Source organism: Actinomadura sp. B10D3, assembly GCF_039871695.1.
In the GTDB taxonomy this organism is placed as follows: domain Bacteria; phylum Actinomycetota; class Actinomycetes; order Streptosporangiales; family Streptosporangiaceae; genus Spirillospora; species Spirillospora madurae.
The window spans coordinates 1-23,794 of record NZ_JBDPLY010000014.1 but is presented as its reverse complement, the minus strand read 5'-3'; the positions used below and the strand labels follow the sequence as shown (position 1 = coordinate 23,794).

Sequence of the window (23,794 nt, the reverse complement as noted above, 5' to 3'; positions counted from 1 at the left end):
CGATTGGTGTGAACCGCCGTTGTGGCAGGCCGAAGCTGTGCCCGTCCACATGCACGACCACATGCACGACCACGGCCACGGCACCGGGCCGCGAACCGGCCGACCGGGCAGGCCGGCGCCCGGTCAGCCCAGGTCGCCGAAGTCCAGGCGGTTGACCAGCCCAGCGGCGGTGAAGGCGGCCACCAGTTCGTCACGGCCCTCGGTGAAGTGCGCCCAGCCGTCGTAGTGGACGGGTACCACCCGGCGGGCGCCGAGGGTCTTGGCAGCCTCGGCGGCCTGGGCGCTGTCGAGAACGATGAGTGCGTTGTCGAACAGGACGGTGAAGCGGGGAGCCCCGGCGAAGAGGATCGCGGTGTCCACCGGGTCGAAGCGCTCGGCGATCTGCTTGACCAGGTCGAGGGAGGCGTTGTCGCCGCTGACGTAGATCGTGGGGAGGCCCTGCCCGGTCAGGACGAATCCGACGACCTGGCCGGTGATCGGTTCGACCTCTTCCCGTGTGCCGGGCCCGTGGATGGCAGGCACGCCCGTCACGGTGATCGTGCCGCCGCCGGGACGGTCCAGCTCGATCGACTCCCAGTCGGCCAGTCCCTTGGCCCCGTTCCCCAGACGCTGCCCGCCCCCGAGCGTGGTGAGGGTGAGCGGGACGTCGGCGAGCAGTGCTCGGCCGGAGTCGTCGAGGTTGTCGGGGTGCTCGTCGTGAGAGAGCAGGACCACGTCGATACGGCCGAGGTCGCCCGGTGCTGCGGAGCAGGGCGCCACCTTGGTCAGCCGGCCGCCCGGCACATGGTATTCGCGGGGAGGGTCGAATGTCGGGTCGGTCAGGAATCGCAGGCCACCGTACTCGAAAAGGGCGGTCGGGCCACCGAAGACGCGGACGGGGATCTGCTTGCTGGTCGTGCTGGTACTGACCATCCAGACACCTCACGGATGAGAAGTTGTTTATCCGTGAAGGACGGTAGCGGCCTCTCACGGACGAGCGCAAGCCGTACCATGAGAGCCATGAGTGAGTCCCTGACCGCCGAGTCCGCGCTGCCGCCCGCGCCCGGGGCGGGGGACTATCTCGCCCTCGACTTCGTCAACAGCGCCATGGCGCTGCCCGGAGGGCGCCTCATCGATCTCCTCGGCACCCCCGCGGCGACGAATCTGTGGCTCACCGAACGCGGCCTCGCTCCGGCCGATGCCGGGGTACAGGAGATGTGCACGACGCAGCTGCGCTCGCTGCGTGAACACCTCAAGGCATTGTTCGCCGCCCATGTCGCCGGGCTGCCCGCTTTGCCCGCGGCTCTGTCCGCCGTCAACGACGCGCTGAGCAGGGCCCCCACGGCCGCCCTGCTGTACTGGGACGAGAAGAACGGCCCCTACCGCGCGGCCCCATGCCCCACTAACGAGATCCTCGACCACGCCCTTGCGACCCTCGCAGCCAACGCGGCCGACCTCCTGACCGGTCCCGATGCCGAGCGCCTCACCGCTTGTGGTTCCGCCCCCTGCAACCGTTACCTGCTGCGCCACGGCCGCCGCCACTGGTGTTCCATCCGCTGCGGCGACCGCGCCCGCGCCGCACGCGCCTACGCCCGACGCACCCAGCCGAACGCAGACTGACGAACGTGCTGGCGTTGGTGCTCCGTGGCGGCGCGCACTCGCCGAGGGGCTGCGGTTCCCCCCATAGCACGACCACCTGACCCATCTCACCCCAGCTGTCCGTGCTACGGGGGGAACCTCAGATGCGCACATGCACTGCTCTCTCAGCACATGATTGCCGGTCGACTTGGTGTGGATCTGTTGTTCGGTTCGCCGACGGGTGCGCGCGGTGGCATCGTTGGCGGGTGGCGCAGAAAGAACGAGGTGTGACGGGTTCGTTCGGCACGTGGCTGGCGGGGTTGAGCCGGGAAGAGTTGGCCGGCCTGCTGACCGAGCGGCCGGACGCATTGGCCGACCCGGAGCCGTCGACGTTGGGTGAGCTCGCGGAACGGCTGTCCGGCCCGCGCGGGGTCATGGCGGCGTTCGCCGCCTGCGATCTGCCGTTGGTGCAGTTCGCGGAGGCGCTCGCGGCCCTCGGCGGCACTGCGGCGAGGTCGGACGCCGAGGCGTTGCTGGGCGCCGCGCCGGACGACTTCGCGAGGGTGCTGGACGCACTCGTCCGGCGCGGCCTCGTATGGCCGGCGGATGGTCTGCTGCATCTCGCGGAGCCGTTGAGGGAATGGCCGATCGGGGACGGACCGCTCGGTCTGGGGCCCTCGGCCGCCGTTCTGCTGCCGCACCTGAGAGCCGAGGATCTCCGCCGGATCGTCCGCGGCCTGGGAGTCGAGCCCCCGGGCAAGCGCAAGGCCGAGCTGCTGGAGGCGGCTCTGGCGGGCCTGAGTGACGCGGAACGGGTGCGGCGGGTCGTAGCCGCCGCGCCGCAACAGGAGCGGCGCCTGATCGAGAAGGTTGCGCGCGCCGGCCGCGTGGACGACTACCAGGGCATCTACCTGTTCGGCCAGAAAGGCGGCCCGTATGCCTGGGCGCTGGCGCGGGGACTGCTCGTCCAGCCCGACTGGCTGGAGCCGCTCATGCCCGCGGAGGTGGCGCTGGCGCTGCGCGGCCCGTCCTATCAGGCGCCTTTCACACCGGCCGCGCCGTCCGTCGGCACGGCCGCGGCGCCGGAGGCTACGGTGACGGCGGAGTTCAGCGCGGCGTCGACCCGCGCCGTGGAGCAGATGGAAGCGGTTCTGCGGTCCTGCGCCTCGGAGCCGCCGGCCCGCTTGAAGTCCGGTGGCCTCGGCGTCCGGGAGCTGCGGCGGACGGCCAAGCGGACAGGAGGTTCCGAGCACGCCGTCCGGCTCTGGCTGGAGCTGGCCGCGGCCGAGGGGCTGCTGGACTGGCGCGACGGCGCGCTCGTTCCGACGGCCGAAGGCGGTGATCCGCTGCCGGCCGCCGAGCGCTTGGCGTCCATGGTGCGAACCTGGGCGCACATGCCGCGCCTCCCATTGCTGGACGACCCGGAGGAGGGGCGTGGCGCTTCGCTGGACACTCGGGCGTACGATCCGGCGGCGCCCCGGTTGCGCGCCGCGGTGCTCGGAAGCCTCGCGGGCCTGCCCGGAGGACGCGGCGCGACCGGACCCGAGCAACTGGTCGCGGCGGTGACATGGCGGTCCCCGCTCCTGTTCGAGGACGCCGAGCTGGCACCGCCTTACATCGCGGCCGTCTGGCAGGAGGCGGAACTGCTCGGTGTGCTCGCCCATGGCGCGCTCACTGCGACCGGACGCGTACTGGCGGGCGCCGAGGCTCAGACAACGCTGGACGAGGCCGCCGTGGACGCGCTGGAAGCGGCGTGCGGACGGGTACTCCTGCAAGGCGACCTCACGGCCGTGGTCCCCGGGCCGCCCGCGCCGTGGCTGGCCGGGCTCCTGGATCTGGTCGCCGACCGCGAGTCCCGGGGCACCGCCTCGGTCTGGAGGTTCGGCCTGGCCAGCGTGCGGCGCGCCCTGGACGCGGGCCGCACCGCCGAAGGGATCCGTTCCGACCTGGAGGCGGCGGCGGGCACCGGTCTGCCGCAGCCGCTGGCGTACCTGATCGACGATGTCGCCCGCAGGCACGGCGAGGTCACCGTCACCGCGCTCGCCTGCGCGATCTGCTGCTCCCGTCCCGCGCTGCTCGCCGAGATCCTGGCCCATCGAGGGCTGCGCCGGCTGAAGCTCCGGGAACTGGCGCCCACGGTGCTCGCCAGCGCCGAGCCGGTGGACCAGACCCTCATGGCTCTCCGGGCGGCCGGTTACGTACCGGTCGGCGCGGGCGACACCGGCGCACCCTTGATCGAACGCGCACCGGCACGCCCCTCACGCCGCGGGAGGCGTCCGGCCGGGAAGCACGAGGCTGCCCGGCCGCGCACGCCGATCGACCTGGCCGACCGGCTGCACGGAACGTCACCGGACCTGCCCGCCGAAACCGACGGCATCGGGGCCGGCATGGCGGACCTTGCTCCGCACCTGTCGGTTTCCGAACGGCGCATGCTGGTCCACGCAGTGCGGACGGGCACTGCCGTCGGCATCGATTACGTCAACGCCGAGGGCAATCCCACCACCCGTGTGATCGAGAAGATCCGCCTCGACGCCCCCTTCCTCACCGCATGGTGCCGGCTGCGTGACGACGAGAGGGTCTTCCACATCGGCCGCGTCCAGGCCGTGACCCCGGTCGTTCTCATGACCCTGTGAGGATGGTCCGCACCACATGTTCGTGTCGCGCTGAAAATCTCGTGCAGGGTTCGTAGCGTGATCTGGGCTATGAGCTGCGCGTACCGCTTTTTCGTCTCGTGATGGCTCGAGGAAGTGGATCGATGGCATCCCGTGGCTTGACGTACTTCAGCCGCGGATGTCCGGGGCCGACTCCATGATGGTGCGCAGCATGGAGCGCACCATTCACTCGTCGTCGGCGATCAGCACCCGGATCGGATCGCTCATGGCGCGTGCTGCCGTGTCAGGGGGATCGCCGGACGCGTCGACCAGTTCGCCGGGGTCGGCCAGGGTGGGTTGCGGCGCGAGCGGCACGGCGTTGTCGCCGTCGGCGCGCAGAACTTCCACCAGTGAGCCCGTCGAGGAGCAGGCGGCAGACGCCGCCGGATCCGCTCAGCTTCCGCGGACATGCTCGCGGGGCAGAACGCGCTGGTCTGGCCAGGCTTCACGATCATCTTGATATCCTTCGGACGGACGGTTACGGCTCCCGATAGGGGAACCGCCGGCCGACCGGCCTAGGAGTCTGTGATGAGCCAATCCCCCGCGTTCCGCCTGGTGACCCCCGTCGACGAGGATGCGCCGCGTCGCATTCAGCGATGGCGGAGCCTGGGCCTTGATACGGCCCCCGATCCCGTATTCGACGAGTATGCGCGGGTGGCGGCCCAGGGGGTGGACGCGCCGGTCGGCGCGGTCAACCTCGTCGGTACCGAGCAGCACTTCGTGGGCCTGTACCCCTCCTCGCAGGACCGTGGTGTCGAGCCGGAGACCGACTCGATGCGGTCGAACACCTGTGACAGCGGGTACTGCCTGTACACCGTGACAAGGAAGCACGCCCTTGCGCTGGACGAGGTACTCGACTACCACATCTTTGCCGTCAACCCGCTCGTTGAGGACATGGGGTCTCGCGCCTACCTGGGCGCCCCGCTGCTGGACCGGGAGGGCGAGCCTTTGGGGACCCTCTGCGTCATGGACACCAAGCCCCACAAGTGGACCGCCGAGGATGTCGCGTTCATCAAGGCCAAGGCGGCCGAGGTCGTTGAGGTGATGTACCGGCGGGCCGGCCTCCTGGACGGCGCCGGTTAGCGCGGTCGGCCGGTCAGCCTGTCGGGGACGGCGTGGCCGACAGCAGATGCTGGACCAGCGAGCGGAGCACCGAGGTCGCCGAGCGCGGGTCTCGGCAGTCGCACCTCACGATCGGGACCGGGCCGTTGAGTTCCAGCGCCTTCCGCACCTCGTCCGGATCGTAGCGGAACGCGTCATCGAACTGGTTGACCGCGACGACGAACGTGATGCCGCGGCTTTCGAAGAAGTCGATAGCGGGGAAGCATGCGTCCAGGTGCCGGGTGTCGGCCAGGACGATTGCGCCTAGCGCCCCTGCGCATAGCTCGTCCCACATGAACCAGAAGCGGTCCTGCCCAGGGGTGCCGAACAGGTAGAGCACGATGTTGTGCTGGTCGAGGGTGATGCGGCCGAAATCGAGGGCGACGGTGGTTGTCGTCTTGTCCGTCGACTCGCGCAGGTCGTCCACCCCGATGCTGGCGGTGGTGAGGAGTTCCTCGGTGTTCAGCGGCTCGATCTCGCTGGCCGCGCAGACGAACGTCGTCTTCCCGACGCCGAAACCACCCGCGATCAGGATCTTGACCTGGGTGGGGAACGCGTCAGATTCGTTGTAGCCCATCGAGAAGCTTCTCCAGGAGGACTCGGTCGGCCGGTTGGCCAAAGGGGGATTGCGTTGCCGTCCGGGTGACCATCGCCCCGCAGTCCACGAGATCGGAGATGAGGACCTTCGTGACGATCACGGGCAGACGCATGTGCGCGGCCACCTCGGCGACCGAAAGCGGGGAGTGGCACAGGTCGAGTACCTGGTAGTGCTCGAGATCCATGCCCTCGGTGGCGCGCCCGGTGGTGACCACCAGCGAGAGCAGGTCCAGGTCCATGGTCGGGCGGGTACGGCCCGCGTTGACCGTGTAGGGGCGGATCAGCGGGCCAGCTTCGTCATCAAGCCATATATCGTCATCACCGGCCACCATGGCTTAGGGTGTCCGATCACCGGAACCGGGCGCTGAGGGGCGGGGCGCCGTATCCAGGAAGGGCCGGACGGCTCTGATAAGCCTGGCCATCTCAAGGCCGACGATGGCCGGGTCGGCGTCCCCACTGGCCAGGACCGCGAGCACCGAGTTGTGTCCGGCCCAGGAGAGATACAGTTGGCTGGACTTGAGTTCGGCCACGACCTGACGGACCTCGCCGGCGCCGTCGAATTTGGTTCCCGCACTCCGTGCCATGGAGAAGAGTCCCGAGGCGAGTGCGGCAAGATATTCCGAGTGGACACGGTCCAGGCCGTACGCTGCCTTCAACATGCCGTCCGAAGACAGCAGCGCACTGCCGCGAATGGCGGGGACCTCCTGGGCCAGCCCCCTCAGCAGCCAGGCGAGATCCTTGGATTGGCTCGGCGCGGCGCCACTCAATGCGCGCTCCTTCGAAGACTCTGGCGGACTACCGGCCGCGGGAACGGGGCTTGTCATTCGGGTTCATTTTCCTCAACACTGCGCATTCCTTTCATGAATGCAGCCATCATTCCGTGGGAGTGGCCCAAGTTTGCCTCGTCGTCCTGCCGGGGCGCGGGAGTGTTGTGGAGCTCTGGCGCCATGTTCGCCTGGGGGCGGCGTCTCGGCAGTTCCGTCCAGCGGGCACCGGGCCCGGCGGGGGAGGCCTCTGTTGGACGGGAGGGCATGGATCGGCTGTCCCTTTCCCGGGGCGACAATGCGGTGCCCTGATCGTCCCAGTCGTTCCATACTTCGGAGATACCGCCACGGTGACTATCCTGCGCATCGCCGCCGCCCGGTATCTGGGGACGCGTGGCGCCCGGGGCGGCACCGGAGGAACGTGCTGGCGCGGACGGCCGGTCGGCCATGGTGGCGGGATCTGTCGGTGCGGGAGCAGGACCCGGAGCGGCAAGGGGCATCTGGGCGAGGCTCCCGGACGAAGATCGTGCCACGGGGATGGCCGTCACGGGTGGTGCCGCAGGGGCCACCGCGGGTTGAGGATCCCGTTCCGGCTCCGGCCAACCGAGCACCGCCTTCGGGATCACCACGATGGCCTGGATGCCGCCGAAGATGTTGCTCTGCAACTGGACGGCGATCCGGTGGCGGCGCGCTAGGGCGGCGACGACCAGCAGCCCGATCCGGCCTTCCCGCAGGAGCTCGGTGGAATCGGCGCGGTCGGGGTCGGAGAGCATCTCGTTCAGCCTGGGTTGCAGCTCCCGCGGGATGCCCAGACCGCGGTCCTCGATCTCGATGGCCAGCCCCGCGGTCACCGTCTCGGCGCGGAGCAGGACCTGCGTGGACGGCGGAGAGAACCTGGTGGCGTTCTCGAGCAGTTCGGCGATCATGTGAATGACGTCCGCGACCGCGGCCCCGTCCAGGGCTCCTTCGAACGGCTGTACCAACTTGACGCGGTTGTAGTGCTCGATCTCGGTGACGGCCGAGCGCAGCACCTGGTACACGCCCACCGGGCTGCTCCACTGCCGCCGCGAGGCGGCACCTCCGACCACCGCGAGGCTCTCCGCCTGCCGGCGCAGGCGGGTGATGAGGTGGTCGACCTGAAACAGGCCCTTGAGCAGGTCCGTATCCTCGACATGGCTCTCCAGCGCGTCGAGCCGCCGGATCGCGCGGTGGGTCAGCGACTGCATGCGCCGCGCGAGGTTGACGACGACCTCGACCCGTGGCGCGGGGGCAGCGGCCTCTGCCTGCTGTGCACGAGCGGCCTCTGCCTGCCTGCCCGCGGCGACGGCCGCGGTGGCCGCGGAGTGGACGACAGTGTTCCACGCATCGTCCTGGGCCTTCTGCAGCTCGTGTGCGAGGGCCACGACAGGATCGTCGGCCGGGGTGGCTCGCTCGTCGATGGCGCGCGGGGCGGGAACGTCACCCGCCGCCAGCCGCTCCGCCAACGAATGCAGTTCCTGCCGGCCTCGGAGTACACGGAGCGCGAGTTCGTCGAAGCGCTGCCGCATGTCGTCGGGGCCGGGCGGCATGCCGTTGTCGAGCCGCCCCCGCCGGGCCGCCTTGCCCGCCAGGTGCACCGCACCGAGCAGGACGACGATCGCCCCTGTGGCGAGGGTGGCCAGGGCCAGCCGGGCCTCCCGCGATCCGGAGCCCAAGGTCACCACGATCGCGACGGCCGCCAGGCCGAGGAAGGCCATAAGCCCGGCGGGGAGGAGAGCGATGACCAGATGGGGGCCGCGCACGCCGCTACGACGGCGCCTGCCGCGAGAGGGCCGACCAAAACCTCCGGGGTTCTGACGGTCCGCAGCGGGGGGGTGCGGAGGGAACTCAGACATCAACGTCCTTGGTGCAGAGGCGTCCGGAGATCGAAGTCACGATAACGAGTCGCGCGTACGGTGTTCGATCAAACCACAGATACGTTGCCGCGGCGCTGCGTCACCTGGCGCGACGTTCGGCACATCACGGCGATGCGCGTAATGTGAGCGGCCATGGATGGTCGCCGGGGCCGCTCGCCGATGGTGCGGACCTGGGGTCAGCGCCCGGCGTGTGGAAGAACGAGGCCGGCCGCGACCCCGGCTTGGTGGTCAAGTAACCGGGGTCGTAGCCGGAGTCGGCGAACCGCGGGTCCTGGGAGGCCGGGGTATCAGGAGCGATCCGAGTATGGCGGCGGGCCGCATCAAACGAGCTGAAGGGTTCCTGCGTTGCGAAAAAATGCTCATGAGCCCTTCTCTTGTCGGTGGACTAAATGCGCCCTTGGTTCTGGAAGGTTATTGCCTAGGGTACCCTCGGAGAGGTGAAGGAACTATAGAGGTCCGGTGGGGCGGTCTGATAGCCGGAAAGGATGCTTACGATAAACAGATATGCTTTGAGTCAGATGAAAATTCGCGGTCGGAAAAGCCTGGCGCGCTGACCGATGCCTTGCTGGTTCAACGCGATTACGGAGGAGCCGTCGAGGGGAGGCGGTCGTGACGATTTCGTTTGACTGGACCGGTTGGCGCGAGGCCGAGTTGCTCCTGGGTGCGGTGGTCCAAGAGCCTTGATCTCGCGGCCGGTGGTGCTCTGGTGGACGGTGGCGGTCAGTTCGTGACCGTCCACTCCAGCGGTTCGCTGTTGAAGCCCTGAGAGAGTTGGACCGCGGCGACCTGCTGGCCCTCAGGGATGAGGAAGACCCGGCAGGTCTGTTCCGACTGCCCCGCACTCAGCATCTTCGTGGTGTCAAAGGACGGGCAGTTCGGCCACTTGGCCTGGCCCATGAGGACGATGAGGGCTCTGGTCCGGCCGCCCGTGTTCGTCTTGACGACCAGGTCGTCGTCCATGTCGCCGAGTTCCATGGCCTTGCCGCTCTTGTGGGTCAGGGTGGCCCACACGTACACGGGGACCCGGGGGCCGTCCTCCTTCTTCTTGTCCAGGCCGGAGTTGTCCAGATCGGCTTTCGTGCCGGTCTGCACCTTGGTGGGCGTGACCGTGAATGTGGCGCCCGAGGACTTTTGCATTGTGCTCTCCTGCGGCGGGCTCGGTTCGCCCAGACGGTATGTCTTGTCCGTCTTGGCCGACGGCGCGCCCGAGCCGGTCTTCCCCTTCGCCGGCTCCAGGAAGTTGCAGCCGCTCAGCATCACCGCCAGAGTCACGGCGCCTACGGCCACCGGAGCAGCACCGGTCCACGTCCGCATACGTTCTCATTCCTCTGATGCTCCCGGCTCAGGCGGCGCAGAGCCGCCCCGGCCGGGTATCCGATCAAGTGCAGGTTCGGGGAAAAACCGTCCGCTCTGAAAAGACTGTCGCAATGTGGGCTTCGTCACAGTTCACTGAGGACGCACAGACGAACATTGCGCCGGCGTGGTCGCGGTGCTGGGCCTCGGCCTGCAACGTCTGGAACGGGGAGTCTGTGAAGACCGCGCGGTGGCGCCAGAACGGTCCCGCCCCGCAGCCTGGTCGCGATCACGACCGGGGCGGCCGGCGGCGTGCGCAACGTCGTGGCCAGGGTGTTTCGCCCAGCGAGAAGAATCGGCTCACAGCATCGAGTGACAGTACAGGTGATGCCCGCCTAGCGGCATTCCGCGCGAGGGCGCAGAGGTCCACCAGGTGGCACCAGCCGCCCGCCGGCCCACGTCCCGGTAGGGTTTCCGGGTGGAGAAGCTGTTCCGGGCCGTTCGCCACGGCGACATCGCCTTGGTGACGGAACTGCTCGACAAAACCCCCACGCTGGTCGCCGCCGTGCGCAAGCCCCCGCCGAAGAAGGACGCGGGGCAGTAGCCGCTGGGCGTCGCCCTGAAGACGGGCCGGCACGACGTCGCCCGCCTGCTGCTCGACCGCGGCGCCGACGTGAACTTCATCGAGGCCCCGGAGATCAGCGGGCGCCAGCCCGTGATCAACGAAGCAGTCGAGGCCGCCGTCGCGGGCGCACTGGGAAACGACCCGGCGACCGGCACCGAGAGCCTGGCGATCCTAAGGCTCATGCTGGAGCGCGGCGCGGTGGTCACGGCTCCGCACCCTGACACCCTGCGGCCGGTGCTGGAGTGGGCGGTGTCCCGCGTGCGGTACCGGCGATGGGCCGAGCTGAGCGCCGACGACGTCGCCCGTCTCACCCCTGTGTTCCAGGCCCTCTTCGACGCGGGCGCCGACGCGGACGCGACCGACGAATGGGTCTGGTTCTACGGGTCGGGCGAAGTCGCCTCACGCGAGCGGACGAGCGCACGCGCGAGCCTGACCCGCGACCTGGCCACCGCGGCCACCGAGCCGGCGCGCAGCCTTCTGGCCATCCTCGACCGCGTCGGCCGACACCGGCATCCAGGAGATCGTGGACCTGGTGCCATCGCTGCAGGGTGGTGGTCTTTCCGCCGTCGAGTTTGCGTACCCGTGAGGCCGAGGCCCAGCAGCCGCTGTGCATGGCGACCTCTTTGCCGGCCGCCTGGGCGAAGTTGTGCCAGATGTGCCACCGGTCCCCGACCTGCAGGGCGTCGGGGAGGACCTGCTGCACGGCGTCGGCGTAGCTGGCGGCGCCGTCCCGGCAGACGATCTCCACGCCCGGGTGCTCGCGAAGCCACGCTGCGAGAGTGCCGGACCTGCGGTCGGGCAGGATATCGACCCGACGGCGGGTCTCGGCATCGATCAGTACGGTGGCATAGGAGTGGGAGCGCCGAAGGGCGAAGTCATCCACGCCCAGCACCCGCGGAGGCGTGACCTCCGGCAGCGAAAGCCGCAGCAAGGCCCGCAGCGCAGTGTGGCGCGAGACGGGCAGGCCAAGGACGCAGGGCAGGCGGGCACCCGCCCTGCCCGCTAACTCTCGTACCACTGCTCCGACCTGGGCGGACACGCGAGCGGTGCGTCGCTGGTAGCGCTCCAGCACTCCCGGGATATGTTCCCGGAATGTCCGCCGTGGGCAGCGCCAGTTCCGGCAGGCGAGGCGGCGTACCTGCACGTTCACCATCACCGGCCGCCCGTCGACCGGGAGGTCGGTCACGGTTCGCTCGCACCACGCATGGACGTGGGCGGTCTCGGCGGCACATTGCGGGCACGGGACCGGCCCCTCATGGCTGCGGGCCCGGTACTCGGATCTGTTCGCCCTCGTCCGCTACATCGTCGATGACCAGGCCGGACAGGCCCGAGAACACCACACCGACAAGACCGCCGTCCTTGATCACCCCTTAGCGCGACAGGCTGAGACCCTCCGCTACCACCGAAAGAGCGACAGAGCCGAAAGAGCGACAGAGCCTTTCACTGGACAGACCCACCTGCGAGTGTCACGCCGCAGCCTGGGCTGAGGGCATGGTCGAGAGGTCGAGGCCGTTACGGTGGGGACGCAATCAAGTCTTGTGATGGGGCGTGTGTTGGCTGCTACGCATGGACAGACGGTGGTGACGTTCAGGGACGCGGGGGCACCCCTGCTTCGTGCGGTGGATCTGGTCGGGGAGAAGTTCGACCCTGGCGAACTTGATCCGTACATCGCCGGGTTGGAGGTCGTGGGACATCTGCTGTCTGAGGAGCAGGAGGCGCAGGCGGTGGTGCGGGACGTCGACACGGGTCGGGTCTTCTCGCTAGAGGTCTACCGGCCCGACCTGGTCGACCTGGATGCGCTGGCGCCGTCGGTCGAGGCGCTGCACCGGATGGTGGCGGTAGTGGCCGAGGCCGAGGGGCTGCGCGGACGGTTCGCCGACCTGGCGGGGCATACGGGCACCGAACCGGTGAAGGAGGCGCTCCAGCGGCTGGTGGCCGCCTTCCGCGAGGAGGGCTGGGGTCCGGACGGTTGGGGTCCGGCAGGTGGGCCCGACCAGTGGCCGTACAGCCTGCCGACCCTGTGGCGCATCATGGCCGTCATCAAGCCGATGGCGCTGATCGCGTCCCCCGGGCGAGGGCTGCGGCTCGATCTGCCCGCACAGGTAGTGGAGGACGCCTTCGGCGTGGACGGGCTTGTCCGGTTCGCCCCTGAGAACCTGCCTGCGGCGCTGTCGCACGAACCGACACGACGTTTCCTGAGCGAAGTCGGGCTGCCCGCGGACGCCACGCTGTTTTTCGCCAGCGAAGCTGGGAAACCTTTGCGGACGGTCCTTGAGTACCGCAAGGAGTTCCTGCGAAACCCGAGCCTTGGTCACCTGCATGACAGCGTCAGATGCAACCCGCCCGCGCAAGCCGCCGATCATCTGTTCGTCATCGGCGATCTGGCCTACGACCTAAATGTGGTGCTCGACGGGCGCACGGGCGAAGTCCACCACGCCCACTACACGTGCGATCAGTTGACGCCGCTGAACGCCGACGTCTCCACGCTGGCGTTCGCGGTGTGGATGTACGCCATGGAGCAGGAGCTGAGGGGTCCCTACGATCTCACAGGCGACACCGGCGACTTCTACCACCATCTCGCTGACACCATGGTCACGGCTCTCGCCACCTTCGACCCGGTGGCCTGCCTGCCGTCAACGGGCAAAGACGACTTCCGCTACTGGCCGGAGACCTTCCACGACGCGGCGGGCGGGGTGCTGTAGCAGGGGCTCAGCCCGGAGACCAGGACTGTTACCGGCCAGCGGCCCGGGCACGCAAGGGGGCCGCGCAGCAGATCGAAGCCACCGACCAGGCCCGCGTGGATGCCGAGCGCGCTGCGGCCGCGCAGGTGTGGTTGTGAGGGGGTATCTCTCCCAACGACCTCGTGCATGGTTGTGGTGGCGAGTCGGGTGTCCGCCGGGCGGGCCTGGTTATGCCTGGCGTTCGGCCGGGTGCGTTGCAGCCTGCTGGTGGGATAGCAGTGCTGCAGTGGCTCGGGCTGTATCGGCGAGGTGTTCGCGGCGGCCGTGATGGCGGGCGAGAGAGTGCCGGTTCTTCAGATGGGCGATGCCGTGCTCGACCCGGATGCGTCGGACGGAATGGGCATGGCGTTGCGCGGCGTGCAGCTGTTCGTACCTGGCCGGGGCGTTCTTGCGGAATTTGCGGTGCGGCGGCGTCACCACCTGGCCGCCGGTCTCGGCACCGAGTCCCTGGTAGCCGACGTCGGCCAGGATCTGCACCGGCGGACCTGCGGCCAGTAGCTCGACCAGCCCTGACTTGCGCGCCTGGGTGATGTCGGCGCAGCTTTCGGGCTCGGTCTGACCGCAGAAGCCGTCGGTGTCGATGATCATCATGGCTTTGATCGCGTTCTGCTTGTTCTTGCCGGAGACGAACCGGCACGCCGGTCTCGGCCGGGACGGTTGCGGCGATGATGGCGCGGGCGGCTGCGGGGCTGGGGCTGGCGGGCGGGTTCACCGAGCAGATCCGTTCCCGGCTCACCCACGCCGATGTGGTGCACTCCGACGAGACCGCGCTGCGGGTCGCGGGTCGGCTGCGGTTGATCATGGCGGATCCCCGCCCGGTAACCTCGCCGTTCGTTGAGCGCGCCGGCCGTCCGGCATGCCGCGTTCGCCGAGCTGGCGGCGGCCGGCCCGGTGCAGCGGGTCACGTTGTTCACCGGCGTCCCGGTATGGCTGATCACCGGTTACGCCGAGGCGCGGGAGGCGCTCACCCACCCCGACGTCATCAAGGGCAAGGGCGGTGACGGTCCACACCGCGGCTCGGTTCCGGCCGATCTCGCCGCGGCGATGGACCAGCATCTGCTCGGCGCCGACCCGCCCGACCACACCCGGTTGCGCCGGCTGGTGTCCGCCGCGTTCACCCGGCGACGGATCGAGGAACTGGAGCCGGAGATCCGACTGATCGTCGATGGACTGCTAGTGCTCTGACCGGGAAGGTTCGCCGGGTTGGTGGTTTGATGCCCTGGCCTGCTGGGTTCGCGGTCACGAGATTCTGAGCGGTGTCGGGCTGGCCAGGAGGCTAGGCTCCCGGCATGGCTGGTCCGACGCTGGTGATCGAGTTTGCGGAGGCTGTCTCCTCGGCTGCGCTGAGTGAGTTCAGTGCGTTGATGCGGGGGCTCTCCACGCACTTCGAGCAGCGGCGCGAGGGGTACTTCGACGTCAATGTGCCTGTGGAGCGCCTGGGCATTGAGGCGGCTGGGCTGGATGCGCAGGAGGTCGACGGCTGTCGGCCCTTTCTGGTCTACCTGATGGGGCCTGGGGTCGGCGACGAGAGCATTTTCGAGGCCGAGCACGCGGACGAGCCCGAGGTTGAAGCAGTCCTCGGCTTCAAGCCGACCCATGCTGTGAATGTCAGCGCCGGCTGCAACCGCGGGATCGACCACGCGGCCACGGCCCTGCTGACCGCGGCAGTCGTCGATGTTCTCGGAGGTGTGGTCAAGGCCGAACTGTCGGAAGGACAGGAGGCGGTGGTCGCAGGACTTCCAGGGGCGCTGGGCCTCACCGGCGAGGAGTATCCGATGGTGCTGGGAACTGCGGGTTTCCTGCGGGCCTGGGTCGCCCAGCCAGGCTTCCGGCTGGTCAAGTAGCCAAGCGACGGCCCCTGTCACGCGGCAACAGCTGGTCGTCCGCCCCAGCGCAGGCCCTTCTCGCTGCGGATGCGAGCGCGTTCCTTGCGCTGTGCGGCCAGGACGTCGGGGTGTCGCGCGTTCTTGTTGCGCCATCGCAGGTAGGCGCGCAGGGCACGGGTCTGGGCGGTGTGGTTGCGGTGGTGGGAGTTGGCGATGGTGAACTGACGCAGCGGCCCGAAGTGGGCCTCTATCGGGTTGGCCCAGGACGCGTAGGTCGGGGTGAAGCACAGCTCGACCTGGTTCTTCTTCGCCCAGCGCCCGGATCGTCTCGCCCTTGTGGGCGGAGAGGTTGTCCAGGATGACGTAGATCGGGGCGCCGTCCGGGCGGGCCGCGCGGATCGACCTGAGCGCGGCCAGAGTGTTCGCGGCTCCCTTCTTGCGGCGGTTGACACCCCACAGGGTGTCGTCGCCGATCGAGTAGCAGCCGTGGAAATAGCGGACGCCGTGGGTGCGGTGGTAGGTGGCAGGGTGCCGTTCGGGGTGACCGGCCCGAGCCCAGCACGAGCCGGCGGTGGGCCGGATGCCGAGCGGCCCGAACTCGTCGAACGCGAAGACCCGGTGGGGGAAGCGGTCCAAGACCTCCTCGATGCGGTCGAGCTTGGCGTTGCGCTCCGGGTCCGGGGACTCCTTCCACGTCTTGGTGCGCTGGAAGGTGATGCCGCGGCGAGTGAGCAGGCAACGTAACGCCTCGCGACCGATGCAGATGACGCGGCCGTGGACTTTCCGCAGGTAGGCGGCGAGTTTGCGGATGGACCAGCGGGTGAAGGGCTGGCCGAGTTTGGTCGGGCGGGTGGTGGCCGTCTGGACGACGAAGTCCTCATCGTCAGGACTGAGCAGGCGGGGGCGGCCTCCCGCCCACTGAGGGTTCAGGCAGGCCAGGCCGATCTCGTTGAACCGGTGGATCACGTCGCGGACGGTGTCCTCGTCGGCCTGCACCAACTGCGCGATCACCGAGACCCGGTTACCGCCGGCCGAGGCCAGCAGCATCATCGCGCGCCGGTAGCGCACCGAACTGGTGCTGCCCCGGCGCACGATCTGCTGCAGTTTCTGCCCCTCTTGATCGGTCAACCTGCGGACACGGACGGGCTCTGCCACCACACCTCCAGCGGTCGGACGGACGTCACTGCACATCCAACCGCCGCCATCACCAACCCGGCGAACCTTCCCGGTCAGAGCACTAGCCGGTTCAGGCCGGAGGATTCGGGGTGCTGAACGCGCGGGCGAGTTCTCCTGCCGCCCAGCGGATGGGGGGGTGCTCGTCGTTCTGGAGGTGGAGCAGGGAGGGGAGGGCTTCCCGGACGGCCTCGCGTGCCTTGCCGCGGCCGTCGGCTATGTCGGCGATGAGGAGGAGCAGGGTGTTGCGGGCCCGGTTGGTGGGGATGAGCATCTGCTCGACCAGGAAAGGCACTGCGTGGACGGCCGCGCTGGGAGACGTGTCGCCCCGGTAGGCCAGGAGTTTGTAGAGGTCTTTGACCGCGTCCTGGGCGGTGTCCTCGTCCTCGGAAGCCACTTGGGCGATCAGGTCGGGAACCTCGTGCGCGGGGCCACGCGCCGCCCATAGGGAGCCCCAGTCGATCTCGTGGAGCCGTTTCCGTAGGTCGTACGTCGGCCACAGGCGGTTCAGATCGAGCCGGAGCTCGGCGGTGCCGCGCTCGGTGGTCACATGCAGGGTGCCTTCTGGGCGCAAGGCCAGAGCCTCCACACCGGTACCGAGCGGCAGATCGGCGACCTCGTCGGTGAGCAGGTCCCAGACTCGCACCAGTCCGTCGGCCCAGGCGGCGGCGAGGGCCGGGCCGGTCTGGAGCGCGGTGGCGGCGAGCGCCGTGACGGGGGCCCCGCGCCGGTCGAAGGCCACGCGGGCAGGGGGTCGGCCGGGCATCCATTGCCGGAGCACGCCATCGGCGTCGCCGCTGATCACCAGCTGCTCGTCGCCGAGTGGCTGGCAGGTGATGGCGGTGACCGGCGCGCGGTGCAGCCGCCGGTCGGCGATCTGGGTGCCGTCGCCGGCCCAGATGTGCACGCGGCCGGCCGAGTCTCCCGCCACGACCGTGCTCGCGTCCCTGGTGGCGGCGGCCGCGGTGCGGGCCGGCAGTTCGCGGAGCCCGGGAATGTCGGGGATGGTGGGCACGGCCATCGCGGCGCTGGTGGAGCCGACGGTCCAGCAGCCCCGGTCGTCGGTCGCGCCCTCGGTGAAGGAGGCCGGACCGAGGTCGGCGAGCGGCGGCGGTGTTTCCTGCGGTTGCTCGATCTGCTCGTCCGTCCAGGCGATGCCCAGCGTGTCGGCCGCCTGGACCAGCGCGTCGCGGGTCCGGCCGTGGATGACGAGGGCGTAGTCGGCGCCCGGGCCGCGGCCGTGATGGATCAGCGCGTCCGGGGCGCCGTAGGCCAGGGCGTCGGTGCCCGTCTCCTGCCAGGGCAGCAGCCCCAGTTCCCGGTACGAGGCGTGCAGCCGCTCGATGATCGCGGGGTTCCCGGCGACGTCGTCCTGGGGCACGCGAAGGGACCAGCCGTAATGCCCTGGTAGCCGTTCCAGTGCCAGTTGCAGGAAAAACTCGCTGATGGACCTGCTCTGCACCACCCAGCCTTCGGCGGTGTTCACCATGACCTTGGGGTCGGGGAGGTGGCTCTCAGAGGCGAGGTACCCCCACTCGTTGCAGTACTGGTACTCGGCCATGAAGACGCGTATCTCGTCGCCCGGCGGGTGGGCGACCGAATCGGGGTCGCTGGGCGGCCATTGCGGGTGCGTCCAGTAAAGCCGAGGCCGGAAAGCGAAGGAATTGACCGGCGAGGCCCACCATTCGAGCAAGGCGACGGGAATGAGGTCGGAATCGTCCGGTTCGAAGTCGGGGGCCTCGCCCTCCGGCGTCACGAGGGGGTCGCCGCCCGGATCCTGATATCCCCATTCACGCTGCACCTCGCCCAGCAACTCCCAGCGTGGCCGTTCCCGCGCGAGTCGTTCCGTGAATCGACCATATTCGATGATCTCTGCCATGGGCGAATGCTAGTGCATGTCTCCGCGATGAGTGTGAACGCCCAGCTTAAGTCATGGCGGATTCTGCGCTGCAGCCCTTGCAGGACCGGACCCCTTGTCAAGGTCATCGCCGTCCTACGGAACTATGAAGTCACCTGAGAATAAAAGGCCCTTGCAGTGGCGCATGAGGGCGTCAAGCAGAGAAGACGCCACGCGAGCGCGACCTCGGGTTCGTGATCACAAGGCTTCGGCAACCTTGCTCACCCGAGGTCGCGCTCATTCGTTACCGGCTCGCTGCCGCGTGCTTCGGAGCACCGTAGGTCACTGGCTCATCATCTCACTTTCCGAGAATCGGCCAGCCTGACTCATCGCAGCGCGACTGCGATAATCGATCGATCAGTGGTCGTTGAGGAATTGGCTGCCGTAATTTGTCGAGCTGTTCCCCAGGCCGTCCCAGAAGAGCCAGACCGTCTTGTTCTCGGCCATGTTGTATTTCGTACCCATGCTGGCCCGGCGCGTCTTGCAGGACCCCTTGCCTGCGACGCTGAATGTGTAGCTGGAGTTGTGATCGCCGACGTTGATCCATGCGCCGTGCCCGTTCGCCGCCGAATCGCACAGCTTGATGATATCGCCGTATTCTTCGACGTAGACGGTCGCGCCCTGCGCCTTGTAGACGTGATCCCAACTGCCGGCCGAGGCGTTGCTGATCGTCGCCATGGTGGCGGCGGCAGCAAGCGCCATGGCGCCCGCTATGACACGACCAATGCGTATTTTCAAGTCATGCTCCTTCTGGAAGCGTTGAGACAGCACGGCCCATCCGGGGTCCGGCAGTCTGAATTTGTTCGTCGAATTTCCTGCTGCTGGCCCACAGTGCGATGTCGACAGTTCTTGGCGATGTGCCCACGCGTGGGGCGTGGACGGCGACAAAGCAGGAAGACTTGCGACGGCCTACCGGGCGGGGGCCGGGAGACCTGACTGCGAAGGCATGGATGAAGCCTTGTGGTCGGCACCTCTCTCTGACCATGGTCGAAAGGCATCTCCCACCCCTGTCTTTCGACAGGGGTGGACGCAGCCGGCCGCTATGACGGAGCAGGATGGCGGTGTGACAACAGCAGCAGCCGGGGCGGCCTGGCGGGAGCTTGGCTCATTCTCGGCCCACATCCGTCGCCGGCGACCAGGCTGTTACCTGCACACTCACGTTGAATAGGGGCTCAGTGCAGACCGTCGGTGTCGCTGGGCACCAGATGTCCTCCCAGCGTGCAGTTCGTCTCCGGCTGCGCCGAGCGGTTACGCCCCGGGTGGACCGGACGAAAGTCGGGGGTGCTCGGTGACGATCGAGCAGTGTGGCCGCGACCTCTCCTTCCTAGCGTTGCCCATAGAAGAAGAGCGGAGAGAACTCGTGATCACTCTGACCGGGTTGACGAAACGCTACGGCGGGACGACCGCCGTGGACGACCTGTCCTTGACGATCGAGCCGGGGCTGGTGACCGGTTTCCTCGGGCCGAACGGCGCCGGGAAGTCCACGACCATGCGGATGATCTTGGGGTTGGACCGGCCGACCGCCGGCACGGCGCTGGTCTCCGGCCGCCGGTACGGGGAGTTCCGGCATCCGCTGTGCCAGGTGGGTGCTCTGCTGGATGCCAAGGCGCTGCACCCCGGCCGTGGGGGTCGCCGCAGTCTGCTGGCGATGGCGCGCAGTAACGGGATCGCTCGTCGGCGCGTCGATGAGGTGCTGGACACGGTGGGGCTGACGGACGCCGCGGGAAAGCGGGCGGGGGCGTACTCGCTCGGCATGAGCCAGCGGCTGGGGATCGCCGGGGCGCTCTTGGGCGATCCGCCGGTTCTGATGTTCGATGAGCCGGTGAACGGGCTGGATCCCGATGGTGTCCGGTGGGTGCGCGAGCTGATGCGTTCCCTGGCCGCCGAGGGCCGCACGGTGTTCGTCTCCAGCCATCTGATGAGCGAGATGGAGCAGACCGCCGACCGGCTTGTGGTGATCGGGAAAGGCAGGCTGATCGCGGACGCGCCGATCGCTGAGATCATCGCCAGAAGCTCCCGGCGGCGCGTCAAGGTACGCGGCCCGCATCAGCAGGGCCTGCGGCAGTTGGCCGCGCACCTGGCCGATCGGGGTGTGACCGCCGAGGTGGTATCGCCGGGTGAGCTGCTGCTTTCGGGCACCGCGGTCGAACCCGTCGGAGAACTGGCGCACCGCCTCGGCGTCGCGCTGCACGAGCTGAGCTCCCAGGAGGCCACGCTCGAACAGGCCTACATGGAACTGACCGCCGACAGCGTCGAGTACGCCGCGTCCCAGCAGGAGGTATGGTGACCGCCGCGAACACAGGCCGCCTGCCCGGTGCTGTGGCCGCCGAGTGGACGAAGGCGTGGACGGTGCGCAGCACCTGGTGGAGCCTGGCCGCAGCGGCCGTACTGATGGGGGCTGCCTGCGTCCAGTTCGCCATCTTCACGGTCAGCGCCAACGACAACAACGACCCGTCGGACGACAAAGGCGTCATCGCGATCGGGACGATCGCGTTCAGCGCGCTGGACATGGTCCAGTTCGTGCTGATCGGGCTGGCCATGCTCTTGATCACCAGCGAGTACTCGACCGGCGCGATCCGCGGGACCCTTCAGTGGATGCCGCGCGGAGGCGAGATGCTGGCGGCCAAGACCCTGGTCGCGGCCGTGATCGGCGGCCTGGCCGGCATCGTCCTGGCGGCCGCCGGGTCACTGGCCGCCCTGCCGCTGCTCGGCCGCTGGGGCGAACTCGATCCATTGACCTGGCTTGGCGACATCCTCGCCGTCGGCCTCTACTCAGCCCTGATCAGCGTCTTCGCCCTGGGCGTTGGCGCTCTGCTGCGCAGCGCGGTCGGAACCCTCATCGTGATCTTCTTGGTCGTCATGGTCCTGCCCGCCAGCCTGCAGTCCAACGACATCACCGCCCCCGCCGCCGACTTCATGCCCGCCATCGCCGGGGCCGCGTTCGTCCGCGGAGCGTCCGAGGCCTACCCACCGGCATTCGGGCTGCTCATCCTCACCGCCTGGGCGACCCTCGCCGTCGCCGCCGGCTACCTCACACTGCACCGCCGGGACGCCTGACAACGACCCCGCGTCACCCAGCCGGCCTAGCCTCGGGCTTTCACCGGACGACGGGTCGAGAGTGACCGTTTAGACAAGAAAAGTGCCCCCGAGCTGGGAGGATAGGGCTTGTCGAAGGTCCTGTCCGCACCGGTTCAGAAGGCACTTTTCACGTGAAGACTACAGGTCGCCATGCCAAGCTCGCGGTGTCTTCGGACGGGGCCGGGATCATCGATCAGGCCGGCGGGGTGCTGCTGACCCAGACGCTCCGGGCCACCGGGCTCGACCAGGCACTTTCCGCTGGGTTGGAGCGGTGGCGCAAGCCGCGGGCGACCCACGATCCGGGCAAGGTCGTCGCGGACCTGGCGGTGATGATGGCGCTGGGCGGGGACTGCCTGGCCGATATCGCGGTCCTGCGGGCCGAGCCGGAGCTGTTCGGGCCGGTGCCGTCCGATCTGACGGTGTCGCGGCTGGTCGCCACACTGGCCCAGGCCGGTCCGCAGGCGTTGCGGGCGATCCGCAAGGCCCGTTCGTCCGCCCGCGCGCGGGCCTGGGAACTGGCCGGCGAGCACGCCCCCGGGACGGGCGGTGACCTGATCCCGGTGGATCTGGACGCCACGATCGTGCTCGCGCACTCGGAGAAGGAGAATGCGGCCCCGACGTGGAAGCGCACGTTCGGGTTCCATCCGATGACCGCGTTCATCGACCACGGCCCCGGCGGGACCGGAGAGGCCGCCGCGCTGCTGCTGCGCCCCGGCAACGCCGGGTCCAACACCGCCGCCGACCACATCACCGCCGGCCGCCTGGCCCTCAACCAGATCCCCACCCGCCTGCACAAGCAGGTCATCATCCGGACCGATTCAGGTGGCGGCACCCACGAGTTCCTCGACTGGGTCACCGCCCGCCGCGTCAAGTACTCGATCGGCTTCAACCTCACCGACGACATCTGCGCCGCCATCCTCGCCCTGCCCGAGCACGTGTGGCAGTGCGCCTACGACGCCGACCGCCAACCCCGCCGGGGCGCGTGGGTCGCCGAGCTGACCGGCATGCTGGACCTGACCGGCTGGCCGAAGGGGATGCGGGTCATCGTCCGACGCGAACGCCCCCACCCCGGCGCACAGCTGCGGTTCACCGACGTCGACGGGCACCGCTTCACCTGCTTTGTCACCGGCACCCGCCCCGGCGGCAAGCACGGGCAGCTCGCCGACCTGGAACTGCGCCACCGCCGCCGCGCCCGCTGCGAGGACCGCATCCGCTGCGCCAAGGACACCGGCCTGCGCAACCTGCCCCTGCACAGCTTCGCCGCCAACCAGATCTGGCTCGAACTCGTCGCGCTCGCCGCCGACCTGACCGCCTGGACCCAGATGCTCGCCTTCGGCGATCACCCGGCCCGCCGCTGGGAACCCAAACGGCTGCGCCTGCGCGTCTTCTCGACCGCCGCACGCCTGGCACGGGGCGGCAGACGGCTCCGGCTCCGGCTGGCCCGCCACTGGCCCTGGAGCGGCCTGATCGCCTCGGCGATCGGGCGCCTGCAGATGCTCCCGGCGCCCTGACCAGCGCGAACCGTCCCATCAACACCAGGAAGGAGAACCCCCGGGGCCGTGGAACCCCGCCCACCCGACGCGACAGTCGGGCCCAACGGCTGACCCGCCGCTGAAAGCCAAGAGCCGGTTGGGTCGCTCCGCGACCCAACCGACCTCACGAAAGATCGAGGCTAGGACCCGCCAACATGCGCGATCCGACAGCTGGACCAGCGCGGCCGAAAGGAATAGAGACCTCGTGACCGACGATGAGATTGACCTTCGCGATTACGTGGCCGTGTGTCCCGTTACCGAGGGCCAAGTCAGGCAGATCATCGGTTTGGCGGACATGTCGTGGGACGATCCGGAGGCGACTGACGCCGCGATGCTGAGCCTCGGATGGAGTGAACCTGATGACACCGTCCAGCTGAGCGAAGTGCAACGTGTCACCGATCAAGGGCAGTTCGTCTTCGGGGAAGACGGTTTCTTCATGCCCTTCGCATACTTCTACACGGTGGGCGGGGAGGCCAGCCCGGACGATCCCTTCGCTTCATTCCCCGGCTGGTCCCTCCGACGGGATGTGGCACGAGGCGACTTCGAAGCAGTCATCAACAACGCCGTGGAACTCTTCACGGCGTCGATCGGGCTTCCCGACCACACCGTTGCACTGCGGGGCAGTAGTTCCATGACACTCGGCCCCATCACCTGGCGTCACGCCGCCTGGCGCCGGGATAAGAACGTCCTCATCGTCGGCCCAAAATCCGACGCCATGTCATACCACCAGTTCGAGGAGGGCGCCGTCCATATCATTCCACTGGCGGTGGACGCTCCATTTCCGGAGGGTGACGAACTATCCCGCCTCCTTTACAACTGGTGAGACATCGACTCTCAGGGCCAACTGCGTCATCGGATGGTGAAATACAAACATATTTCCGGATGGCGGAATGATCACATAGGTATGACTGCGGACCAGGGCGTGTCTCGAAGGCGTCAGGGCGAATGCGTTCTCAGGTAGTGAGATCGAGTAGTTGAAGTGCGTGGTCGGGGTGTGCTCGGTAGTGGTCGTTGGCGGCGGCGATGTTGGTCCAGCCCATGAGGTCGGCCAGGGCGATGGCCAG

The 23,794-nt window shown here is 68.6% G+C and carries 20 protein-coding genes and 4 pseudogenes; 12 read left to right on the top strand and 12 right to left on the bottom strand.

Features of this window, described 5'->3' with window-relative positions; translation table 11 throughout:
* Positions 1-123 precede the first annotated feature (123 nt).
* A complete protein-coding gene (locus ABGB11_RS21450; protein WP_347635469.1) occupies positions 124-912 on the bottom strand; it encodes an MBL fold metallo-hydrolase in 789 nt (262 codons plus the stop codon).
* Positions 913-999: 87 nt separating this feature from the next.
* Between ABGB11_RS21450 and ABGB11_RS21445 the strand changes: the two genes are divergently transcribed.
* On the top strand, positions 1,000-1,599 hold the full coding sequence (locus ABGB11_RS21445) for an ABATE domain-containing protein (RefSeq protein WP_347635467.1): 600 nt from the start codon (positions 1,000-1,002) through the stop codon (positions 1,597-1,599).
* A 245-nt stretch (positions 1,600-1,844) separates the two neighbouring features.
* Complete coding sequence (locus ABGB11_RS21440; RefSeq protein ID WP_347635465.1) at positions 1,845-4,190, top strand: helicase-associated domain-containing protein; 2,346 nt, start codon at positions 1,845-1,847, stop codon at positions 4,188-4,190.
* Positions 4,191-4,394: 204 nt separating this feature from the next.
* Here ABGB11_RS21440 and ABGB11_RS21435 read toward each other — a convergent pair whose 3' ends face one another.
* Positions 4,395-4,556 carry a hypothetical protein gene (locus ABGB11_RS21435; RefSeq protein WP_347635463.1) on the bottom strand — a complete coding sequence of 54 codons (162 nt, stop codon included), beginning with the start codon at positions 4,554-4,556 and terminating at the stop codon, positions 4,395-4,397.
* Between the two features lie 180 nt (positions 4,557-4,736).
* Between ABGB11_RS21435 and ABGB11_RS21430 the strand changes: the two genes are divergently transcribed.
* Entirely contained in the window at positions 4,737-5,291 is a 555-nt protein-coding gene (locus tag ABGB11_RS21430; protein WP_347635460.1) for a GAF domain-containing protein, read from the top strand.
* Positions 5,292-5,304: 13 nt separating this feature from the next.
* Here ABGB11_RS21430 and ABGB11_RS21425 read toward each other — a convergent pair whose 3' ends face one another.
* The 5 genes from ABGB11_RS21425 to ABGB11_RS21405 form a co-directional block, all read right to left on the bottom strand.
* On the bottom strand, positions 5,305-5,886 hold the full coding sequence (locus ABGB11_RS21425) for an ATP/GTP-binding protein (RefSeq protein WP_347635458.1): 582 nt from the start codon (positions 5,884-5,886) through the stop codon (positions 5,305-5,307).
* Positions 5,867-6,238, bottom strand: coding sequence for a DUF742 domain-containing protein (locus tag ABGB11_RS21420; protein WP_347635456.1), 372 nt, complete (start codon positions 6,236-6,238; stop codon positions 5,867-5,869). The genes ABGB11_RS21425 and ABGB11_RS21420 overlap by 20 nt, the downstream gene beginning before the upstream one ends.
* 3 nt (positions 6,239-6,241) lie before the next feature.
* Entirely contained in the window at positions 6,242-6,673 is a 432-nt protein-coding gene (locus ABGB11_RS21415; RefSeq protein ID WP_347635454.1) for a roadblock/LC7 domain-containing protein, read from the bottom strand.
* 53 nt (positions 6,674-6,726) lie between these two features.
* The gene (locus ABGB11_RS21410; RefSeq protein WP_347635451.1) at positions 6,727-8,406 is read right to left on the bottom strand and encodes an ATP-binding protein; all 1,680 of its coding nucleotides are present in this window, start codon (positions 8,404-8,406) and stop codon (positions 6,727-6,729) included.
* 879 nt (positions 8,407-9,285) lie between these two features.
* Positions 9,286-9,879, bottom strand: coding sequence for a hypothetical protein (locus ABGB11_RS21405; protein WP_347635449.1), 594 nt, complete (start codon positions 9,877-9,879; stop codon positions 9,286-9,288).
* 457 nt (positions 9,880-10,336) lie between these two features.
* Between ABGB11_RS21405 and ABGB11_RS21400 the strand changes: the two genes are divergently transcribed.
* Positions 10,337-10,462, top strand: a complete 126-nt coding sequence (locus ABGB11_RS21400; RefSeq protein WP_347635447.1) for a hypothetical protein — start codon at positions 10,337-10,339, stop codon at positions 10,460-10,462.
* Positions 10,463-10,997: 535 nt separating this feature from the next.
* On the opposite strand, the pseudogene ABGB11_RS21395 reads toward ABGB11_RS21400, so the two are convergent.
* Positions 10,998-11,850 (bottom strand): annotated as a pseudogene (locus ABGB11_RS21395) (ISL3 family transposase); the annotation flags it as partial.
* A 213-nt stretch (positions 11,851-12,063) separates the two neighbouring features.
* On the opposite strand from ABGB11_RS21395, the gene ABGB11_RS21390 reads away from it, so the two are divergent.
* Positions 12,064-13,185 (top strand): SUKH-4 family immunity protein, encoded by a 1,122-nt coding sequence (locus tag ABGB11_RS21390; protein WP_347635445.1) that lies wholly within the window; start codon positions 12,064-12,066, stop codon positions 13,183-13,185.
* Positions 13,186-13,392: 207 nt separating this feature from the next.
* Here the strand turns inward: ABGB11_RS21390 and ABGB11_RS21385 are convergent.
* A pseudogene (locus tag ABGB11_RS21385) lies at positions 13,393-13,869 on the bottom strand (transposase family protein); the annotation flags it as partial.
* 189 nt (positions 13,870-14,058) lie between these two features.
* Between ABGB11_RS21385 and ABGB11_RS21380 the strand changes: the two are divergent.
* Complete coding sequence (locus tag ABGB11_RS21380) at positions 14,059-14,409, top strand: hypothetical protein (protein ID WP_347635443.1); 351 nt, start codon at positions 14,059-14,061, stop codon at positions 14,407-14,409.
* Positions 14,410-14,513: 104 nt separating this feature from the next.
* Complete coding sequence (locus ABGB11_RS21375) at positions 14,514-15,068, top strand: DUF6368 family protein (protein WP_347635441.1); 555 nt, start codon at positions 14,514-14,516, stop codon at positions 15,066-15,068.
* 17 nt (positions 15,069-15,085) lie between these two features.
* Here the strand turns inward: ABGB11_RS21375 and ABGB11_RS21370 are convergent.
* Together ABGB11_RS21370 and ABGB11_RS21365 are read right to left on the bottom strand one after the other, a co-directional pair.
* A pseudogene (locus tag ABGB11_RS21370) lies at positions 15,086-16,205 on the bottom strand (IS630 family transposase).
* A gap of 91 nt (positions 16,206-16,296) precedes the next feature.
* The gene (locus tag ABGB11_RS21365; protein WP_347635439.1) at positions 16,297-18,102 is read right to left on the bottom strand and encodes a hypothetical protein; all 1,806 of its coding nucleotides are present in this window, start codon (positions 18,100-18,102) and stop codon (positions 16,297-16,299) included.
* Positions 18,103-18,138: 36 nt separating this feature from the next.
* Between ABGB11_RS21365 and ABGB11_RS21360 the strand changes: the two are divergent.
* Positions 18,139-18,240 (top strand): annotated as a pseudogene (locus ABGB11_RS21360) (IS5/IS1182 family transposase); the annotation flags it as partial.
* A 237-nt stretch (positions 18,241-18,477) separates the two neighbouring features.
* Here ABGB11_RS21360 and ABGB11_RS21355 read toward each other — a convergent pair.
* A complete protein-coding gene (locus ABGB11_RS21355; protein ID WP_347635437.1) occupies positions 18,478-18,858 on the bottom strand; it encodes a hypothetical protein in 381 nt (126 codons plus the stop codon).
* Between the two features lie 622 nt (positions 18,859-19,480).
* Here ABGB11_RS21355 and ABGB11_RS21350 point away from each other — a divergent pair.
* The 4 genes from ABGB11_RS21350 to ABGB11_RS21335 all read left to right on the top strand — a co-directional run bounded on the left by ABGB11_RS21350 (position 19,481) and on the right by ABGB11_RS21335 (position 23,553).
* Positions 19,481-20,407, top strand: a complete 927-nt coding sequence (locus ABGB11_RS21350; protein WP_347635758.1) for an ABC transporter ATP-binding protein — start codon at positions 19,481-19,483, stop codon at positions 20,405-20,407.
* Entirely contained in the window at positions 20,404-21,177 is a 774-nt protein-coding gene (locus ABGB11_RS21345) for a hypothetical protein (protein WP_347635435.1), read from the top strand. Before ABGB11_RS21350 ends, ABGB11_RS21345 begins: the two co-directional genes overlap by 4 nt.
* A 152-nt stretch (positions 21,178-21,329) precedes the next feature.
* Complete coding sequence (locus ABGB11_RS21340; protein ID WP_347635433.1) at positions 21,330-22,709, top strand: IS1380 family transposase; 1,380 nt, start codon at positions 21,330-21,332, stop codon at positions 22,707-22,709.
* 226 nt (positions 22,710-22,935) lie between these two features.
* Positions 22,936-23,553, top strand: a complete 618-nt coding sequence (locus ABGB11_RS21335; protein ID WP_347635431.1) for a hypothetical protein — start codon at positions 22,936-22,938, stop codon at positions 23,551-23,553.
* Positions 23,554-23,794: the final 241 nt, after the last annotated feature.

Bases quoted from the DNA above. Each gene is read 5' to 3' on its own strand.
- ABGB11_RS21445 (WP_347635467.1), top strand. From the start codon at position 1,000: ATGAGTGAGTCCCTGACCGCCGAGTCCGCGCTGCCGCCCGCGCCCGGG.
- ABGB11_RS21450 (WP_347635469.1), bottom strand. From the start codon at position 912: ATGGTCAGTACCAGCACGACCAGCAAGCAGATCCCCGTCCGCGTCTTC.
- ABGB11_RS21405 (WP_347635449.1), bottom strand. From the start codon at position 9,879: ATGCGGACGTGGACCGGTGCTGCTCCGGTGGCCGTAGGCGCCGTGACT.
- ABGB11_RS21375 (WP_347635441.1), top strand. From the start codon at position 14,514: ATGGCTGGTCCGACGCTGGTGATCGAGTTTGCGGAGGCTGTCTCCTCG.
- ABGB11_RS21420 (WP_347635456.1), bottom strand. From the start codon at position 6,238: ATGGTGGCCGGTGATGACGATATATGGCTTGATGACGAAGCTGGCCCG.
- ABGB11_RS21430 (WP_347635460.1), top strand. From the start codon at position 4,737: ATGAGCCAATCCCCCGCGTTCCGCCTGGTGACCCCCGTCGACGAGGAT.
- ABGB11_RS21410 (WP_347635451.1), bottom strand. From the start codon at position 8,406: ATGGCCTTCCTCGGCCTGGCGGCCGTCGCGATCGTGGTGACCTTGGGC.
- ABGB11_RS21365 (WP_347635439.1), bottom strand. From the start codon at position 18,102: ATGGCAGAGATCATCGAATATGGTCGATTCACGGAACGACTCGCGCGG.
- ABGB11_RS21425 (WP_347635458.1), bottom strand. From the start codon at position 5,886: ATGGGCTACAACGAATCTGACGCGTTCCCCACCCAGGTCAAGATCCTG.